The sequence below is a fragment of the Schinkia azotoformans genome, assembly GCF_035811335.1.
Lineage (GTDB): Bacteria > Bacillota > Bacilli > Bacillales > Bacillaceae_J > Schinkia > Schinkia azotoformans.
This window is the reverse complement of record NZ_JARSMD010000019.1, coordinates 1-15,710: the sequence shown is the minus strand read 5'-3', so window position 1 is coordinate 15,710 and position 15,710 is coordinate 1. Positions and strand designations below refer to the sequence as shown.

23 protein-coding genes are annotated in these 15,710 nt (G+C 35.3%); 4 read left to right on the top strand and 19 right to left on the bottom strand.

The window, feature by feature from the left end; all coding sequences use genetic code 11:
* Window positions 1-31 precede the first annotated feature (31 nt).
* Window positions 32-796 carry a sulfite exporter TauE/SafE family protein gene (locus P9E47_RS10920; protein WP_004432162.1) on the bottom strand — a complete coding sequence of 255 codons (765 nt, stop codon included), beginning with the start codon at window positions 794-796 and terminating at the stop codon, window positions 32-34.
* A 99-nt stretch (window positions 797-895) separates the two neighbouring features.
* Between P9E47_RS10920 and P9E47_RS10915 the strand changes: the two genes are divergently transcribed.
* Window positions 896-1,789, top strand: a complete 894-nt coding sequence (locus P9E47_RS10915; protein ID WP_326163445.1) for a LysR family transcriptional regulator — start codon at window positions 896-898, stop codon at window positions 1,787-1,789.
* Window positions 1,790-1,824: 35 nt separating this feature from the next.
* Here P9E47_RS10915 and P9E47_RS10910 read toward each other — a convergent pair whose 3' ends face one another.
* The 12 genes from P9E47_RS10910 to P9E47_RS10855 all read right to left on the bottom strand — a co-directional run bounded on the left by P9E47_RS10910 (window position 1,825) and on the right by P9E47_RS10855 (window position 10,729).
* Window positions 1,825-2,376 (bottom strand): CueP family metal-binding protein, encoded by a 552-nt coding sequence (locus P9E47_RS10910; protein WP_326163444.1) that lies wholly within the window; start codon window positions 2,374-2,376, stop codon window positions 1,825-1,827.
* 98 nt (window positions 2,377-2,474) lie between these two features.
* Window positions 2,475-3,140: a response regulator transcription factor gene (locus P9E47_RS10905; protein ID WP_326163442.1), complete on the bottom strand. Its 666-nt coding sequence runs from the start codon at window positions 3,138-3,140 to the stop codon at window positions 2,475-2,477.
* Complete coding sequence (locus tag P9E47_RS10900; protein WP_004432159.1) at window positions 3,137-4,519, bottom strand: sensor histidine kinase; 1,383 nt, start codon at window positions 4,517-4,519, stop codon at window positions 3,137-3,139. The genes P9E47_RS10905 and P9E47_RS10900 overlap by 4 nt, the downstream gene beginning before the upstream one ends.
* A 29-nt stretch (window positions 4,520-4,548) precedes the next feature.
* On the bottom strand, window positions 4,549-5,280 hold the full coding sequence (locus P9E47_RS10895) for an urease accessory protein UreH domain-containing protein (RefSeq protein WP_326163441.1): 732 nt from the start codon (window positions 5,278-5,280) through the stop codon (window positions 4,549-4,551).
* Window positions 5,281-5,337: 57 nt separating this feature from the next.
* The gene (locus P9E47_RS10890) at window positions 5,338-5,571 is read right to left on the bottom strand and encodes an SHOCT domain-containing protein (protein WP_326163440.1); all 234 of its coding nucleotides are present in this window, start codon (window positions 5,569-5,571) and stop codon (window positions 5,338-5,340) included.
* A 221-nt stretch (window positions 5,572-5,792) separates the two neighbouring features.
* Window positions 5,793-5,924 (bottom strand): hypothetical protein, encoded by a 132-nt coding sequence (locus P9E47_RS10885; protein WP_267880052.1) that lies wholly within the window; start codon window positions 5,922-5,924, stop codon window positions 5,793-5,795.
* Window positions 5,925-5,938: 14 nt separating this feature from the next.
* A complete protein-coding gene (locus tag P9E47_RS10880; protein ID WP_326163438.1) occupies window positions 5,939-8,353 on the bottom strand; it encodes a heavy metal translocating P-type ATPase in 2,415 nt (804 codons plus the stop codon).
* 76 nt (window positions 8,354-8,429) lie between these two features.
* On the bottom strand, window positions 8,430-8,636 hold the full coding sequence (copZ, locus tag P9E47_RS10875; RefSeq protein ID WP_004432155.1) for a copper chaperone CopZ: 207 nt from the start codon (window positions 8,634-8,636) through the stop codon (window positions 8,430-8,432).
* A 13-nt stretch (window positions 8,637-8,649) separates the two neighbouring features.
* Window positions 8,650-8,991, bottom strand: coding sequence for a metal-sensitive transcriptional regulator (locus P9E47_RS10870; RefSeq protein WP_004432154.1), 342 nt, complete (start codon window positions 8,989-8,991; stop codon window positions 8,650-8,652).
* A 333-nt stretch (window positions 8,992-9,324) separates the two neighbouring features.
* Window positions 9,325-9,780: an OsmC family protein gene (locus tag P9E47_RS10865; protein ID WP_004432153.1), complete on the bottom strand. Its 456-nt coding sequence runs from the start codon at window positions 9,778-9,780 to the stop codon at window positions 9,325-9,327.
* A 263-nt stretch (window positions 9,781-10,043) separates the two neighbouring features.
* On the bottom strand, window positions 10,044-10,346 hold the full coding sequence (locus P9E47_RS10860; RefSeq protein WP_004432151.1) for a hypothetical protein: 303 nt from the start codon (window positions 10,344-10,346) through the stop codon (window positions 10,044-10,046).
* Between the two features lie 194 nt (window positions 10,347-10,540).
* The gene (locus P9E47_RS10855) at window positions 10,541-10,729 is read right to left on the bottom strand and encodes an ATP-binding protein (RefSeq protein WP_407697183.1); all 189 of its coding nucleotides are present in this window, start codon (window positions 10,727-10,729) and stop codon (window positions 10,541-10,543) included.
* A 10-nt stretch (window positions 10,730-10,739) separates the two neighbouring features.
* Here P9E47_RS10855 and P9E47_RS10850 point away from each other — a divergent pair, with 10 nt between their 5' ends.
* Window positions 10,740-11,147: a phosphatase PAP2 family protein gene (locus P9E47_RS10850; RefSeq protein WP_326163436.1), complete on the top strand. Its 408-nt coding sequence runs from the start codon at window positions 10,740-10,742 to the stop codon at window positions 11,145-11,147.
* Here P9E47_RS10850 and P9E47_RS10845 read toward each other — a convergent pair.
* The 3 genes from P9E47_RS10845 to P9E47_RS10835 form a co-directional block, all read right to left on the bottom strand.
* Window positions 11,096-11,707 carry a DedA family protein gene (locus tag P9E47_RS10845; RefSeq protein WP_326163435.1) on the bottom strand — a complete coding sequence of 204 codons (612 nt, stop codon included), beginning with the start codon at window positions 11,705-11,707 and terminating at the stop codon, window positions 11,096-11,098. The genes P9E47_RS10850 and P9E47_RS10845 overlap by 52 nt on opposite strands.
* A 17-nt stretch (window positions 11,708-11,724) precedes the next feature.
* Window positions 11,725-12,216, bottom strand: coding sequence for a CDP-diacylglycerol--serine O-phosphatidyltransferase (gene pssA / locus P9E47_RS10840; RefSeq protein ID WP_004432147.1), 492 nt, complete (start codon window positions 12,214-12,216; stop codon window positions 11,725-11,727).
* A gap of 212 nt (window positions 12,217-12,428) precedes the next feature.
* The gene (locus tag P9E47_RS10835) at window positions 12,429-12,827 is read right to left on the bottom strand and encodes a DUF5661 family protein (RefSeq protein ID WP_326163434.1); all 399 of its coding nucleotides are present in this window, start codon (window positions 12,825-12,827) and stop codon (window positions 12,429-12,431) included.
* Between the two features lie 241 nt (window positions 12,828-13,068).
* Here P9E47_RS10835 and P9E47_RS10830 point away from each other — a divergent pair, with 241 nt between their 5' ends.
* Both P9E47_RS10830 and P9E47_RS10825 read left to right on the top strand, forming a co-directional pair.
* Window positions 13,069-13,575, top strand: coding sequence for a hypothetical protein (locus P9E47_RS10830; RefSeq protein ID WP_326163432.1), 507 nt, complete (start codon window positions 13,069-13,071; stop codon window positions 13,573-13,575).
* A gap of 72 nt (window positions 13,576-13,647) precedes the next feature.
* A complete protein-coding gene (locus P9E47_RS10825; RefSeq protein WP_326163431.1) occupies window positions 13,648-14,169 on the top strand; it encodes a hypothetical protein in 522 nt (173 codons plus the stop codon).
* A gap of 51 nt (window positions 14,170-14,220) precedes the next feature.
* On the opposite strand, the gene P9E47_RS10820 is transcribed toward P9E47_RS10825, so the two are convergent.
* The 3 genes from P9E47_RS10820 to P9E47_RS10810 form a co-directional block, all read right to left on the bottom strand.
* A complete protein-coding gene (locus tag P9E47_RS10820) occupies window positions 14,221-14,595 on the bottom strand; it encodes a YmaF family protein (RefSeq protein WP_004432141.1) in 375 nt (124 codons plus the stop codon).
* A 220-nt stretch (window positions 14,596-14,815) separates the two neighbouring features.
* The gene (locus tag P9E47_RS10815) at window positions 14,816-15,268 is read right to left on the bottom strand and encodes a nucleoside deaminase (protein WP_004432139.1); all 453 of its coding nucleotides are present in this window, start codon (window positions 15,266-15,268) and stop codon (window positions 14,816-14,818) included.
* Window positions 15,269-15,353: 85 nt separating this feature from the next.
* Window positions 15,354-15,575: a cation transporter dimerization domain-containing protein gene (locus tag P9E47_RS10810; RefSeq protein ID WP_326163428.1), complete on the bottom strand. Its 222-nt coding sequence runs from the start codon at window positions 15,573-15,575 to the stop codon at window positions 15,354-15,356.
* Window positions 15,576-15,710 lie beyond the last annotated feature (135 nt).

The following is a 15,710-nucleotide window of genomic DNA, read 5'->3' as shown; positions in this document are numbered from 1 at the left end:
AATAGATAATGTCCTTCGCCAGCATGTTCAATTAGGATAGATTCGAAATAACTTGCGCAATTAGTACAATAAATATTAGGGGCAATGCAATTTGAACCCATTTCATTTGAATCTTTGGAATTAGTTTGATCCCAATATGGGAACCGACGATTGAACCAATTGCTATTGGAATGGCAACTGCCCAATCTACGATCCCTTGAAAAAAATACCACCAAAAAGCTCCAAAGCAACTGGAGAATATTACAATTCTAGAAAATTCAACGGCTTTATAATAACTGAATTGCTTTTTTAAATAATATGTAATACTCATTGAAGCTGACCCAGGTCCAAACCCTCCATCATAAATACTTATAATAAATGGAATAATCCGATTGATTTTTTGTTCCTTATCTTGTTTTACTAAATTATTAATATATTTTCTACTTAATAAAACGGTTATTAGAGCTATAACCAATAAAAAGCATGCCACTATATTCATTACGTTTTCCGATAGTAGTGTGGCTAAAAAAGCTCCAAAAATACCACCGCAAATAGCAATGATGATGATACCAATTGTCTTTTTAAATGATATTTCTTTTTTTACAAAAAAGGTCATCACATTCGTAAACGCAGATAGTCCTGTTGCAAACTTATTGACAGCTACACTCGTATGGATTGGTATGCCAACCAAGAGCATGGCTGGAAGGGTTACAAGACCCGCAGCCCCAAACAAAGCCCCTACCATTGATGCAACGACACCTATACCGAATAATGTGACAGCCTCAAACGAAAATAAAGAAAAGATTAATTCACTCACCTAAACTCCCCCCTATTTCTAAATTAGCTGTATACTATTGATAAAACAAATATATATTTTTCTATTTTTTATAAATAATTTTTATATAAGGGGTATAACATGAATTTACATGCACTTAAAATTTTTATAATCGTAGCAAAACATAAAAGTATCACTCTAGCAGCAAACGAACTTTTAATCAGCCAACCGGCTGTAACGATCCAGATTCGCAATTTGGAAAAAGAATTAAATTTAAAACTGATCGAGGGAAGAGGAAGGGGAATCCAATTAACATTAGCTGGTGAATTTATATATGAACAGGGCCAAAGATTATTTCGATTAGAACAAAATATCGAGAACAAAATTAGTGATTTTAAAGAAAGAAATATCCAATTGAATATTTCTTCCTCCTACATCCCAATCAACTATGTTTTACCTCCTTTGCTGGCACAATACAAACTGCTACATCCCCATATTTTTATTAATGTTGCACTTGGAAATGTAGCGAATGTAGAAAAACAAGTTCTAAATTACGAATCAGATATTGGTTTTGTTGTTAGAAGCAACGCAGGACACAAAGACCTACTATTCGATGAATTAATGACCATTCCTTTTTGGTTCATCGTCCATCCTGATCATCATTTGGCAAATAAAATGATAAAATTAGGAGACTTATCAAGTGAACAGATTATTTTTCGTGAAAGAGGAAGCTCAACACGTGACTTACTTGAAGCTATTTTTTATTCTAACAATTGTTCTCTACCGCCTATTGGAATCCAATTACAAGGGCTTCATGAATCTATTAAAGCTGTTGAAGCTGGTTATGGCGCAACACTTGCCCCTTCCTTTAGTGTGAGTAACGAAATTAAAGATAAAAAGATCGCTCGTGTATGGGTTGAAGGGATCGAGATCATTCAAAGTCTCTATATTTGCACACGAAAAATGGAAGTAAAGACAGAACCTTTTATTACATTTATCAAAGAGAAACTGAATGAAAACAGGAAAGTACTCTAAAACAAAAACAAGCCCAGAGTAGGGCTTGTTTTTAGCTAAGTCAACTGCATTGTTGTAATACAAGTATTGTCTCCTTCAAACGTTGAAATCTCCGATTCCGCTATTTTCTCATCGTACTCAATTTTTACTTGATACGTTTTGTCACGTGGTAACCAGAAATCCATGAATCCGTTGGCTTGGGATTTCATTGTCTGATCAAGGATCACGTTGCCTTCTTCATCTTCAATATATACAGCAAACTCTTTATCTACCAATTCACCTTGACAACCTGTCAAGCTATGGTTGCTTCAAGGATGGGTCTGATCGAAGTATGGAGCGATGGAAACAAAAAATTCATCTTCTGGTAATTCATATGTTAACTCACTTTTGTCGCTGTTCCTTACAATAAGTTGATGAGAAGTGATTGATGCAGATTGATCTGGAATATTACCCACACTATAATCATGTACCAATTCCTTAATATTTTGTACTTCGTTTTCCTGCGTCGCACTATTTTGGACAGTACTAGGTGATGGTTCTTGATTTGAGCTACATGCTGAGATTACTAGTGTCGACAGTAAAATTGCAGCAAATGCTTTTCTTTTCATATCTATTAAAACTCCTTTTTGTTATTTACCTATATAGTACCTTTTTTATGTGCAAAAACTTTGCAGATACTATTATTTATTGTGACAAAATTTCTAACTTATTCCCATTTATATCCTAGACCCCATACTGTTTTTAAATGATCCTCAATCGGAAATCCAGCTTTTCTACATTTATCACGGATATTTCGAATATGGGAATCCACCGTTCTTCCTTCAGTATTCGATTCTAATCCCCATATACTTTCTATCAGCTTTTCGCGACTAAAAACCGTTTTCTTATTATGTATTAATAGACCAATCATCTCAAACTCTTTCGGTGTTAGATTGATAGCTTCATCATTATATGTTAGTTCATGACTGCCCTCATCCCAAATCAAGCCGTTTTCTTCTATCTTGCTTGGCGGACTAACTCTTCTTAGTAATGCATGAATGCGTGCTAATAGTATCTCTTCCTCAAACGGCTTCGTTATATAATCATCGGCCCCAATTCCAAGTCCTTTTACCATATCGGAACTTTGATCCCTTGCTGTCAACATGATAATCGGGACATTTGAAAAACCTCGAATTAATTTAGCAGTTGCCCAACCATCAATTTCTGGCATCATAATATCAAGTAAAACTAAATCGACCTCATGATCCACTAGGTAATTAATTGCTTCATGTCCACTTGTCTTCGTAATACATTCAAAGCCATGCGGCTCTAAATACAGTTTTAATAATTGCAACATCCTGACTTCATCATCTACTACTAATAATCTTTTCAATTTGCACCACCGTCCTTTAAATGAATAGTAAAGGTTGTACCTACGTTAACTTTACTTCTTACTGAAATTTCACCACCATGGCCTTCAATAATTTTTTTCACAATTGCAAGCCCTAGTCCGCTTCCTCCGGTTGAACGAGATCTAGATTTCTCTACTCTATACAGTCGATCCCAAATATTAGGAAGATCTTTTTCAGAAATCCCTTCTCCCTCGTCAGAAACAGTAATGGTCGTTCCATTTTTATTTTGATTGACTTCAACTGTTACGGTAGTATTAGCTGGTGAATACTTTAAAGCATTATCCAACAGGTTACTTATAACTTGTCTAAACCGTTCCGCATCTATTGATACACGAATATTGGCTGCACACTTAATTTGCAATATAATATTGGCCTCGTTAAAAGCGGGCTGGAATTTCTGGCTAATTTTTTCTAAAAAGTCATTCAGCATGACTGATCGTCTATGAATAGTAAATTGATTTTCATCCATCTTTGCCAGCTCAAATAAATCATTTATTAAGGCAACGACATTTTCGGCTTCTTCTTTGATAATGGCTAGATATTCGTTCCGTTGTTCATTTGTAAGATTCGGTCTTTTTGCAATATCTGCATAACCCTTTAAATAGGTTAACGGTGTTTTAAGGTCATGGGAAATACTTGATAAAAATTCATTTCGATCTTTTTTAAGACGCTCAAGATTATCGGATAGCAATTGAATCGAACGGGCTAGATCTCCCAATTCATCATCACGTTTTGTATTTAACTCATTTTCATGATTTCCCTGACTAATTTGCTCTGTTACCCTTTTCATCTCAAGTAATGGAGAAACAATAAATTTGGATAAAAGGAAGATTGTAATCAAAGTTATAAATATTGAAATCACACCAACTAATATAAATTGATTGGTTAATTGGTGGATCATATTGCGGATAGGCACAGTCTCTAGGAACATAAATACAAATCCAACAACCTTTTTATTTACAACAATCGGGCTGACAGTCGCCATATATTTTTCCGTTTTCCATCTGTCTTCTAATAATTCTCCATGATGTGTAAAATGATGTGCTTTACTATTATTTATCAGTTCTTGCATTCCGTCTGTTATTTCATTGGACGATTTAATAACTTTATTATTTTCATCGGTAATAACAACATCTGTTGCAGCTTCCGTTTCCATTAATGCCACATGCTCTATTGTAGATTCTTGAAAGTTCTTTTCCAACACATTCCGATGAGTGGTTCCCCTAGCAAGCAGATTTCCTGTTTCACTTTGAATTCTTTCACTTATAATCCCTTGGTATAAAAAGAAGAAAAGCATCGTTTCAATTAACAATATAAAAATAAAAAACAACAATCCTAACCGGATAGATAGTTTGTTCATTGTATTCTCCTTAAAGAAGATAGCTGTATTTAAAACCAATAAGTAATCGTATCTAATGTGCCCAGAACAATCATGATCCAACCGGATACCTTTTGAATGATTGCCCCAATTTTTCGTCCCTTCTTTTTCATGTTGGAACCACTAATGCCGAAATACCAAATTAAGAAAATAGCAATAATTAATGGCAAAGATGTTCCTATTGCAAAAACGCTCGGTAAAATGACTCCGTAAGATGTTGAAAAAACAATAGGCATTAAAGTTACAAAAAACAAGAGAAACATGGTTGGACAAAACCCTAGAGAAAACCCAACACCTAAAAAGAATGCACCTAATTTTCCTTCTTTTAATCTTTCAGGGATTTCCCCTAAAGTAATAAACCAAGTCATCTTAATAATTCCAATCATAAAAAGACCAATTAAAATGAGAAAAGGCCCTACTGTTTTACGAATCCATGGAAAAAATAATGGTAATGAATCTTGAAATTCTCTCCCCAGCAGCCACACTAACAACCCTAAACTTGAAAAGACAACCATCTTTCCCATGGTAAACCAAATAATATGGAGCCATGGAATCTTGTTCTGTAGTGAACGGTTTCCATATATCGTAATGGCCCCTAGATTTCCTGTAAATTGACAAGGTGCAACCGCTCCAACTACCCCCAAGAACAATGCAGCAAGTATCGGTGTCCCTTCAAATCCATACGCTAACCGCATAAATGGTTGACTTAAAAGGTTGCTAATTTGACTAAAAATCTCGTACATTATTATATTCACCTCTACCTATGCTTTTTATTTTAGCAAAAAATAAGAGGTGCCCTCTCATTTTAATAAAGTTTGTTTTAAGTGCTCGAATTCATCTTCGGTAATGTCTCCCCTAGCCAAGCGTTCTTTGAGAATATTAATATGTGATCCACCCTTCGTGTCTTTACCGTTCTGCAATGTTTTTAAGAAATAGACCCCAAGAAAAATCAATAATCCCCAAAAAATAAACATACCTAGCATCATCATTCCGCCTCCTTGAAATCCTAGACAATGATCAAACCAGTTCATCATTATTTTCCGTCTCCTTCCCTTTGATGATGTATTTCCGAGAAATTATTCCCATATATATCCTAGTTCTCACATCAAACTTTAGCCTAAGTGGGAGAAACTATATTACCATAAGTATAGGAGAAAAGTTTGCAGAAACTTTCGAGAAAGATTAGAAAAAGGCCACTATTTATTAATAGGGACCCTCGTTTAAGATACTCTTACTTTTTATGCAATAAATAAATCTACTGATTATGTTGCTCCGTATTCGAATGGTCTACACCTTTAGTCGGGGTATCACTTATTGCTGTATAGGCATAATATGAGCCTACAACCACGATAAAATATAGAATAGCTGAAAGCGCCCATTTTTTCATAACACGTTTCCCCCCTAAAGTTTTACTTTTTGCAAGCGAAGAGCGTTCAATACAACAGATACAGAACTGAATGCCATTGCAGCACCTGCTAGCCATGGAGCCAGAAATCCAACCGCTGCAATCGGTATTCCAATTGTGTTATAAGCAAGCGCCCAAAAAAGGTTTTGCTTAATATTTCTCATCGTTTTATGACTCATCAAGATAGAATCAGGAATACTATTTAAATCCCCACGAATTAAGGTAATATCCGCTGCTTCCATCGCAACATCTGTACCAGTTCCAATAGCCATTCCGATATCCGCAGTCGCAAGTGCTGGAGCATCATTGATACCGTCCCCAACCATGGCAACTTTCTTTCCTTGTTGTTGTAGTTTTTTCACTTCTTCAACTTTACCTTCCGGTAGCACCTCGGCAATTACATGATCTACCCCTGCTTGTTTGGCAATTGCACTTGCCGTTTGTTTGTTATCTCCTGTTATCATAATGACTTCAAGTCCCATATCTTTCATACGCTTAATAGCAGAGGTTGAAGTTTCTTTAATAGTATCAGCAACCGCAACAAGGCCAGCATATGTGCCATCAACAGCAGCTAACATAGCAGTTTTACCTTGTTTCTCCAGACCTTCCATTTTCTCGATCACTTGATCTATCGAAATATTGTATTTCTTCATAAGACGGCGTGTACCAACCAGAACTTCTTTACCATTTACATTAGCTTTAATACCGTAGCCTGGAATAGCCTCAAAATCCATAACATCTTTCAAATGAATGGACCTTTCTTTAATTCCGTCAACTATTGCCTGAGCAAGTGGATGTTCAGATTGCTTTTCAGCTGATCCTACTAAGGATAAGAATTCTTCTTCGTTTCTATCTGTTATTACATCTGTTAGAACCGGAGTTCCGTTTGTTATCGTTCCTGTCTTATCTAAAACAACAGTATTTATTTGGTGTGTCATCTCAAGGTGCTCCCCACCTTTAAAAAGAATCCCATATTCCGCGGAACGACCAGAGCCAGCCATGATAGATGTTGGAGTAGCAAGGCCGAGTGCACACGGGCATGCAATAACTAGAACAGCTATTAAATTTTCTAAAGCCTCAGCGAAATTCCCCGGATCTACCCAAAAATACCAAACTAAAAACGTAATAACCGCAATTCCCACAACTATTGGAACAAATATTCCCGATATGGAATCAGCTAACCGCTGGATCGGTGCCTTTGATCCTTGGGCTTCTTCCACTATTTTTATTATTTGGGATAGGGCTGTTTCTTTTCCAACTTTAGTAGCTTTTATTTTTAAGAATCCATTTTTATTAATAGTTGCACCAATGACAGTATCTCCAACCGTTTTATCAATCGGCACACTTTCACCTGTGATCATTGATTCATCCAGCGCAGAACTACCTTCGATGATTTCCCCATCAACAGGTATTTTCTCTCCCGGTTTGACTAATAAAATATCACCGGAAGTAACTTCCTCCAGTGGGATAATAAGCTCTTCCCCGTTTCGAAGAACGGTTGCGTTCTTAGCTTGTAAGCCCATCAGTTTCTTTATCGCTTCAGAAGATCTACCTTTTGCTTTCGCTTCAAACAATTTACCTAAAATAATTAAAGTGATTAAAACGGCACTTGTTTCAAAATAAAGCCCTACTGAATGAGCATTACTTCCAATCGTTTGAACGGCTAAATAAACACTGTAAAAATAGGCAGCAGATGTACCTAATGCTACTAGAACATCCATATTTGCACTTTTATTTTTCAATGCTTTATAAGCACCCACATAGAATTGCTTACCAATAAAAAATTGAACTGGTGTAGCTAAGGCCATTTGAACCCAAGGATTCATAAAAGCATCCGGCACATAGATAAAGGATGTAAAACTAAAATGGCCTACCATGGCCCAAAGAAGAGGCAGCGATAAAATTGCTGAAAAAATAAATTTCCCTTGCTGTTTTTCAATCTCTTTTTGACGGTGATCCGTAGCATCGTTTTCATTATCGTCACTTTTTATGATAGCACCATAGCCTAAGGCTTCCACCTTTTGAATTAAATCGTTGGTTGCAATGATGGACGGATTGAATACTACAGATGCTTTTTCTAAGGCTAGATTGACATTAGCCTCAAGAACACCATCCATTTTGTTAATACCCTTTTCGATTCTTGTAGCACAGGCCGCGCATGTCATTCCTGTAATAACCAATTCCTTTTTTTCGGTCACGATGTCGTACCCTAAATCTCTCACTTTTTTCTGTATATCAGAAGGGGTCATGACTGTAGAATCAAATTTCACCATCGCTTTTTCTAAAGCTAAATTGACATTCGCGTCTTCAACACCATTCATTTTCTTTAGCCCTTTTTCAATTCGAGTTGCACAGGCAGCACATGTCATCCCAGTAATTTGAAATTGACTTTCTATTAATTTCTCACTCATATTAACACCTCATACCTATATAGGGTATATTTTATCTTAAAAAAGAGAGCGTGCTTCTTAGCACGGCTCTTGCTGATTACTTTACATCGTAACCTTGATCATCGATAGTTTCTTTAATTGTATCAATTGTCACTACATCCTTATTAAACTCAACATCAACTGTACCATTTTCAAGATGAACTTTTACGTTAGAAACGCCATTTAAAGCTCCAACACTTCCTTCAACGGCTTTCACACAATGACCACATGACATTCCTTGTACATTTAAAGTTACTTTTTCCATATTTACGTCTCCTTTATTTTTTCATTAATTTTTGAATTGTAACAAGCACTTCATCTAGGACTTCCATATCTCCTTCTTGAATTCGATCAACAACACATTCCTTCATGTGTGCTTCAAGAAGTAATTTAGCGACACTATTTAAAGCAGCTTGGGTGGCTGATATTTGTGTAATAACATCATCACAATATGCATCCTTTTCAATTAATCCTTTTATGCCTCGAACTTGACCTTCAATCCGATTAAGTCGGGATACTAAATTCTTTTTTGCTTTCTCGGAATGATGACTCTTTCGCTCATTTGAATGGGAGCAACAATTATCCTCAAACAATTCATCGTTTTCGAATTCAGATTCCATCTCACTTCCCCTCCTTATTCACATTATAGGATACCATAGTACCCTATGTAAAGTGTTTTGTGCAAAATTTTTACACTGTTTAGAGACTAACTTTTTTTGTCTTTATCCATTTGATTAACGGCTTCTTGATGTGTATGGTACATATACGTACCGGGATGTGTTGCGTTGAATTCCGTGCCAGTGAGTAGGTACAGGTGCAAGAAGCTCATTTTTTAATGTGATTTTGACCTTTTCAATTTTCACAAATAAATTCCATATGGGCGATAAAAAAGGTGACATTCCTATATAACTGATGAAGGATGTCACCTTTTTTGCTTATTTATTAAAATAGTATTATATTTTTTTCCATTTAGATGAAATTTCGATTCCTGCATCTAAAAACAAATTAAATACTGGGCATCGTCTTTCAACTTCCATTTTTAGTTTTCCAATTGCTTCTTCCGATTCATTTGTATCTATTTTTACCGTTAAACGTATTTTCTGAAAATGTGGAGTTACGCCTTCTTCACCCATCAAACCTCTAATATCAATAATCCCTGTTGTTTCAAATTCAATCCCTGAGAAAGTAAAACCCTGTTCATTTGCAATTAAAGGAATCATTACACCCTTACATCCATTTAGTGCTGCGACAACAAATTCCATAGGATTAGGTCCAACATTAGTGCCTCCTAATTCAACCGGTTCATCCATAAGAAAAGGTTCAAATTCTCTAATATGATGGTTTGTTTTTACTCCTTCTTCCCATTTCCCAACAGCTGATACTTTCATCAAAGTATTTGTTTCATTCATTATAAGTACCTCATTCCAAGTATTATTATAGGATTATACAACTTTTACCATCTTATGTAAAATACTTTTTTGAATGTTCACAGTTTTAGTTTTAGTGGTGAAAAACGTAAAAAGCTATATCCCCAATTTGTAACCACTTAGAAATCTACACTTTTTGATTGGACTTCCTTTACTAAAGCACCTATTTAGCTGAGTAACTTCCAGATTCTTATAAGAGTAAAAATAAGTCAAAAAACACCATCGGTTAATTAAATATCATTAATCTAAGTCCAAATATCAAATATTCTGTTTATTGTCTCACCAACCACTACATTCGGTATGCCAAATGCAATCAATTTATATTTTAGGCGATTTCTCCCTTTGTAATCTGCATGATCATGATTATTTCTAATCTCGTTATAACGATAAAAACAACCCATTCCTATTTGTATATAAAAAGCTATAACTAAACTAATTAATCCTACAATTAGATTAAAAAAAACTAAAAACTCTACATAGCCTGTTACCCAAACAGCTATTATTGAAATAAAAACCAGTAATAATCCTGATAAAAACCATTTTCTCATATCATAACATCCCCCCCTAAACAATTTTATATTACCATAAGACCCATCCTATTGAATTATGGTGCAGTTAGTGGAACAAGGGATACAATTATTTGGTTAGGATAAGCCATCATTAGTTCAGCAATTTTAAAGCCAAAAATACTTAAACTCCAAAAAGGGATGTCCAGATTAGCTTGCTGAATATCCCTTTTACTTCAAAATTCTAAGCTGGCAGACAAAATCAATTCGACCTCCGTTCCTTCTTTCTCTTTACTTTTTATTTTAATTTCACCTTTATGCAGTTTTATGATGCTTTTCGCAATATAGAGTCCTAAGCCGGAACCTCCAGTTTCCCTGCTCCTTGCCTTATCCACCCGGTAAAAGCGTTCAAAAATATTCTTAATTTCCTCCTGAATGAACTACAATCTATTTAAATCGATTAATCAATGGGCAGGTCATCACCCTTTTTTAGATGGACTAATGGTCGGTGTGACAAACAACGCGTTGCTCATCTATGCCGTTGTCTTGGTGCTCATTTGGGTTTTCGGAAAAGATCAGTATAAACAAACAGTCGTTTACGCTACGATTACCGGTGTTCTTGGATTACTCATTAACTTCGTCATTGGACATATTTATTTTGAATCTCGCCCTTTTGTCACACATAAGGTCAATTTATTATTGACCCATGCGGCAGACGCTTCGTTTCCAAGTGACCATACAACCGGTGCCTTTGCTTTAGCAGTGGCAGTTCTATTTGTTCATCTTTCGAGTCAGTGTTTTGTGCCAAGACTAACCTTTTTAGATTTTATCTTCCACAAATAATAAAAAACAAATAATAGTACAATGAACAAAATTAAATAAAGACTGTATTTGGTTACATACATTTCTACTTGTCCCCAATTTTCCCCTAGTTTTCTTCCTAAAGTGATAAAGGTAAACGTCCAAACGAATGCCCCACTATACGCATATACAATGAATTTTCTAAAAGGATAGTTATTTATTGCGGCCATATAAGCCGCAAGATGCCGCACTCCAGGAATAAAATAGCCAATGAATAAAACTATAGGCCCGATTTTCCGAAATAAATTCTTTGTCAAATTGATTTTAGATTCAGTAATATGAAATTTAGGTCCATATTTCTTCAACAATGGTAATCCAAACCTATAACCAATATAGTAACTAAGTGAAATTCCTCCTGCAGCACCTGAAAACGCGCTTAACAAAGACAGGATGAATTTTAAATTACCCTGAAAGACATTATAGCCAACGTATGTTAATAGAACCTCATCAGGTATCGGAAGACCCACAATACCGCCAATTAACACTACAATGATTCCTATATATCCAAAATGCTCAATTAGGAAATTTATATGTTGCATCATTATTTCCCACCTAAGTATTAAAGTTTTTTAACTCTAATGGGAGTCACCATTAAAATAGCAAGGACTAAGGTGATCCATGCATTGCTGTATGAAAAGAATCCCATTGCAGCGAGCGGTAGTCCAGCAGCAGGAATAGGCAATCCTCTAAAATATCCAATTGTTGGTTTAACATTAAACCTTGCTAACCTTAACGCCCCCATTATTGGAAAAAGGATAAATGCCAAGGAAGTTAAAATAGATGGCTCTGCTATTGCATGAAATACAAGTGCTGGAGCAACACCAAAACTAACAATATCAGCCAAGGAATCCAATTGAACACCTAGTTCACTGTTAACTTTTAACCCTCTAGCAATTCTTCCGTCAAGAAGATCAAAAATAGCTGAAAAGAAAATGAGGATGCATGCTACTTCTAAAAAGCCACTCATAATACAGGTAATGGAAAGAACACCACACAATAAATTTCCCATTGTAAATAAATTAGGTATTGCTTTTGCTACTTGACTGAACAAAATACTCCTCCTAACTTTGATGCTTCGACATTTAATTAGTTTTTGTTCCTTATGGTTTTCTTATTAATATGTCTTTCCTGGTATTGCTGATAAAACCATATTGCAGTGGTTAACCATAATACACTGAGGAAGTACCCTGCTAATATATCGCTTGGATAATGAACTCCAAGATTAAGACACCTCATTATCATTTACCTTTTTTTCGCATTAACCTATTGAACTTTGTTCCAATATGCTTTTGCTTCTTCTTCAAGCACTTTTAATCTTTTATAATAATCAGGAAACTCATTAAGGTGAGCCAATGCGATTTTCCCAGTTATTATAGGGTCATCCCCAGTAACATTGGTTTGGCTTGATTGATTTCCATGTTCAAGCTCAATATTTACTCCCATCCAAAATTCATTTAAATCAAACTTACTTTTAGTAAAATCAATACCTAAAAGTAAAGCTATTGCTGCCGCTTCCTCTTTAGAAAAGCTAGTTCTAGTCCTGTTCCATTTATTTGTTGGATATTGGTTAACCAGATTTCTATTGGTTTGATGAGTAGTATCCATACCGTAGTTAGAATTAACGAAACGATTCATATACGGATTATTAGAGTAGTACATCATAATCCACTCCTATAAAGTTATTACCAATAATATATGTTAACTACACTTTAAAGAAACATTGAAATTATAATTTTTACTTTCTGCTTATGATACCTTGCTATAATAATTTTAATGATACAACTTTGAGACACTAATATAGAACATTTTATGAATATATAATTGTTCTATATATGTTTTGACCGCATATGTTAGTGTCAACAAAGAATGATATCCTATTTAAACTTAAAATGGGGGATGAAGAATGCCGTCCAGTTATTCAAAATGGTACACAAATGAAAGGGATACCTATCTTGGTGCAATTTATCACTCTTTAGAAAAAGGAATGGCTGCTAAAGAAGTTGTATGTTCCATTACCACCGGTTTTCGGTCGGTGCCTTCCATCAGAACTGCTCCGGGACTTAATCCCTACCACGCAACAGTTGCTGATATTGGATACGGGTTTGATGCGATTAATGGAACGATCAATAGGATACTAACTGGCGAATCGATTTCAATGGCTAAGGAAATGCTTGTTTTTGACCTTGACACATTAAGAATTAGCGAGGCACAAATCATCCCAAATTTTGAATTAGCCGTAAAAGGTGCATCTCCAGATACCAACTATTTAGTAGAACAAAGTCGTTATTTAAACTCTCAAATTTCTATAAGAATCAATAAATCTATAAGAATTGGTAAGGAGCTTTTTGGAGCCGAGTGGGAGTCTATCCGTTCAAAGGTGGAAAATATCCAAGCTGTTCCACGTCTATAAAAAGTGGTAAAGCCGTATAGCATTTTCCATTACTATTTGTGCCGCCTACGGTAGCGGCAAATGGAGGTTATCATGTATAATCCTAATTCACATAAAATGACCCTTAGTAATGAAGAATACTTTCATTTATTAGAATGGTGGAAAACAATGGAGTCCGGAAAACCTGTCATTCAGCGACTTGTATCGTTAGTAAGTGAATTACGGATACACCCTGAGGCTAGTCATGCAGGAGGGATTATTCTTTTTTACCGTGCAATATCTGAGGTTTCTTATGGTTATGCAGGCGTAAGAGGCTGTATACGTAGGGCATTTACAGATGAATATGGCCACTCACTCAGAACCAATATGGGTATGTGTCATAGATTTGCCCATCGATTTTCGGTAGATAGTAAAGTACTTCTCGCTCGTTTAGAAAAAGAAATTTCCGGACGAAATGCTCTTCTTCTAATTAACCGAATAAAAGAAGTATTAAATGAAAACGATAGAATACTAGAGGAAATAGAAAATAAAGCCAACACTTTTTTTGGAAAAGAAACTTTTCAGTCCTTAAAAAAAGAAATATCACAAGCAAATATGGTACCGAAAATTAGATAATATTACTACTTATAAGAAAAGGTATTACACATCTGTAATACCTTTTATACGCTATCTGCTCGTTCTCCCACTATATGAATGGGAGTGAGGTGTTCGACCGCTAACAGTTGTAACTCCATGAAATTCATGAAAATGTCCACCATTTGGAAGTGGGATATCCGGTCCAGTAACTCCTCTAATTTCGTGTCTATGTCCATCATTAACGGAAGTGAATGTAAAGTACTGATGAGTATGCGGCACTCCACTTAGTGCTGGTGCAGTGGTACCAACGTATTTATGATGATGACCATCAGCAAAAGAAGTTACACCCGAAATATGATGTACATGGACAGGCTTTCCATCCCAAGACATTATATAAAGACTATGGGAATGCATAGGGTCATCTTCATTATTTGAAATCATAAAACCAGTTACAGGTATTTCCAAACCTCTTCCCCCTCGAAAAGATTAATTGCGCAAATATGAATCCAATACGCCATTCTAATATATGAATTATTTTGCAAGGTGTTCATTGAAAAAGCCCTTTTAATGGTTAAATATATATGAAAAAACAGGCTTAGCAAAGCAGGGGTAAAAGCAGATCAAGAAAATGAACTTGATATAGATATAAAAAAATTCAGATAGTGGGAATTCTCCCACTATCTATTTAAAGGGTCTGTTTCCAAAGGTTCATTGGATTTTCTTGATTTTCATTCAATCGCATTTGTTTCATTTTTATTTTACGTTCATCTTTGCTCTCTTTAAATTCATCATATATAAATTTGGATTTTCCCAAACCTACTTCAACAGCATCAGCCACTGACTGACAATAAAACACCTCTTCAATACCAGCAAAATACATAGCTGTTAGACACATTGGGCACGGCTCTCCGCTAGCATACATAGTATAACCTGATAAATTATTAGTTTGTAATTGAGCCTGTGCCCTCCTAATAGCAATCAATTCGGCATGTCCGCTTACATCATATGTTTTATGTAATTCATTTACACCTTCAGTTACTACTTCGTTATTTTTCACAAGAACAGCACCAAATGGCTGTCCTCCTTCATTTACATTAATAACAGCTAATTCTACCGCTCTTTTCATAAAAATATTCATTCTTTTTTCCTCCCATTTTTTTATTATCAATATAGACCATGCATCCCATAATTAATAAGACTGCGTCAAGTTTAACAAAGAAAATTTATTGGGGCTCAATATGAATATGAACATTTTGTATTTGATGTTTCTCCATAAGACTTTTCTCTATTTCTTCGGTAATTTGATGACTTTCAAAAACATTTAGAGTTTGGTCTGTCACTATAATAATATCAACAAATGTTTGATTTCCGTGCATTCTAGCTTTTATACTTTTTACTTTTTTAATATCAGGATTATTACTAACGGTCTCCCTAATTTGTTCCAATTCCTCAATTTCAAAGCCGTCAGTAAGTTCAAGTACAGCCTCCTTAAATATTTCGATTGCAGTCTTAATAATGATGATTCCAACAAGAATAGCAGTTACCGTATCTAGCCAATAATGTTTTCAATCAATGTCTAT